The organism is Nostoc sp. UHCC 0251 (genome assembly GCF_034932245.1).
Lineage (GTDB): Bacteria > Cyanobacteriota > Cyanobacteriia > Cyanobacteriales > Nostocaceae > Nostoc.
The window spans coordinates 1-1697 of sequence record NZ_JAYGHD010000261.1 but is presented as its reverse complement, the minus strand read 5'-3'; the positions used below and the strand labels follow the sequence as shown (position 1 = coordinate 1697).

Annotated in this window: 2 protein-coding genes; both read left to right on the top strand. The window is 34.6% G+C overall.

Annotation, left to right across the window (positions count from 1 at the left end):
• Window positions 1-83: 83 nt before the first annotated feature.
• A complete protein-coding gene (locus tag VB740_RS18080) occupies window positions 84-311 on the top strand; it encodes a hypothetical protein (RefSeq protein WP_323201336.1) in 228 nt (75 codons plus the stop codon).
• 44 nt (window positions 312-355) lie between these two features.
• On the top strand, window positions 356-1639 hold the full coding sequence (locus VB740_RS18075) for a hypothetical protein (RefSeq protein WP_323201335.1): 1284 nt from the start codon (window positions 356-358) through the stop codon (window positions 1637-1639).
• Window positions 1640-1697: the final 58 nt, after the last annotated feature.

Here is a 1697-nt window from a genome sequence, read left to right as displayed (position 1 = left end):
CTAGGGTGTTGACTTTGTGAGTTTTTCAGTGATATTTTTCATACAATAACCATGTCGTCTTATTTAGGAAAGGTAAAAGAAAAGTGGAATTCAAAAGCCCAACTAGCAGATTAGCCCGCTTGTTTCGCGCAGGTCGAGATAATTGGAAAGAAAAAGCTTTAGAAAAACAGAAAAAGCTGAGAGCTTTAGAAATAAAAGTAAGAGATTTATCAGCATCACGGGAGTATTGGAAAAATCGCGCTATCGCAGCAGAGAAAGGGTCTTCTCTTGAGAAGGGAGAGGTCTGCGTAGAGGAAAAAAAGATGAATTAGACGCAAGTTCGTCTAATTTAGAAACAAGTGGCGATACAGAAAAATTGAATGCTAAAAATCATCATTATACAGTTGATATAGTCCTGATGAGTATACAACTTGTAGTAAAATGTGGTACGAGTTTTAGAGGAATAGAAAAAACCTTAGAATTATTTTTTAATAACTTCTTAGAATCAGGTAAAACTCCAAGTTTTACTTGTATTAGGAAATGGCTAGGACGGATTGGATTATACGAACTTAACCGCAAAAAAGAATATCGAAGCGATTGGATATTTATCGTTGATTTTACATTGGAACTAGGAAAACAAAAAGCTCTTGTAGTTTTAGGTGTTTCACAACAACACCTTGTTGAAAAAATTATACCTTCAAAAAGAGGACTTTCTCACCAAGATGTAGAGCTTTTAGGGCTTTATATTATGGACTCAACAAGAGGTGAAAATATAAAGGAAAAGCTTGATGAACTGACATTGCGGGTTGGGAAACCAATACAAATAGTGGCTGACCACAGTAGCGACTTAGCTCGTGGCATAAAGCTTTATAAACAAGAGAATGAAGACTTAATTTATACTCACGATGTGACTCATGCAATGGCTTTGCTTTTAAAATATGAGTTAAATTCTGATGATAGATATCAGTCATTTATCAAAAAATGCAATATCTGTAGGCAACAGTTACAACAAACAGAATTATCTTTTTTATCTCCTCCTACACAACGTTCGCAGTGTCGGTATTTTAATGTTGAAAGGCTGACTGAATGGGGTCTAAATTTATTAAATTGCTCTGTAGATACCTTGGTTGAATTAGCTGGAAATAGCGAGCTAAACGTAATTAATAAAAAAATCAGAGAGAAATTGGGATGGTTAGTTGATTATCAACCTGATCTAATTCGTTGGCATCAAATGACTTTACTCACTAGGACTATTGAAACCCAACTAAAAAAATCAGGAATTAATCAGCAGTCTCTCACTTATTTTGAGAAAAATGAGTTTACCTTCCTAGAGAGTGAACTATTAAATTTTGAGCAAAGTATTTGTGATTACATTGTGATTCAAAGTTCTCACATCAAGGACAGAAAAACTTTTCTAGCAACTTCGGATGTAATTGAATCACTATTTGGAAAATACAAGTACTTCTCTTCACGTTGCCCATTTAAAGAGATGGGTCAAATGTTGCTAACTATTTGTTTATCTACTATGAATTTAACAAATACTGTTGTCAAAAATGCGCTTGAATCAATTAGTTTTTCCGACGTTGAAGCATGGTTGGCTGAAGTTTTTGGTCAATCTATGCTCTCGAAAAGAAAAACCCTATTTTCAGAGGAATGTTGACGACACAAAAACTGCATGAACAAAAACCGCCTAAAAACCCACAAAGTCAACAGCCTAG